Here is a 247-nt window from a genome sequence, read left to right as displayed (position 1 = left end):
TTTCAAGGCTTTAGAGCTGGATATGCATCCGGTAAAGATTAACACGGTAGTTATCCGTGGCTTTAATGATGATGAGATTATTGATTTCGTAGAGTTGGCAAGAAAATATCCCTTGCACATACGATTTATCGAATTTATGCCTGTGGGTGACCTCTTATTCTGGAAGCCGGAACGCATGATGCCTTCGCAGGATATTCAAGATCTTATTGAGGAAAGCTATACCCTAACGCCGCGGAATAATATCCAG

General features: G+C 41.7%; 1 pseudogene. It reads left to right on the top strand.

Annotated elements, in window-relative coordinates:
- A pseudogene (locus FQ664_RS26605) lies at positions 1-247 on the top strand (hypothetical protein); the annotation flags it as partial.

Source organism: Pseudomonas persica (assembly GCF_900291015.1).
Taxonomy (GTDB): domain Bacteria; phylum Pseudomonadota; class Gammaproteobacteria; order Pseudomonadales; family Pseudomonadaceae; genus Aquipseudomonas.
Note: the sequence above shows the minus strand (reverse complement) of the source record. Positions and strands in the feature narration are given on the sequence as shown.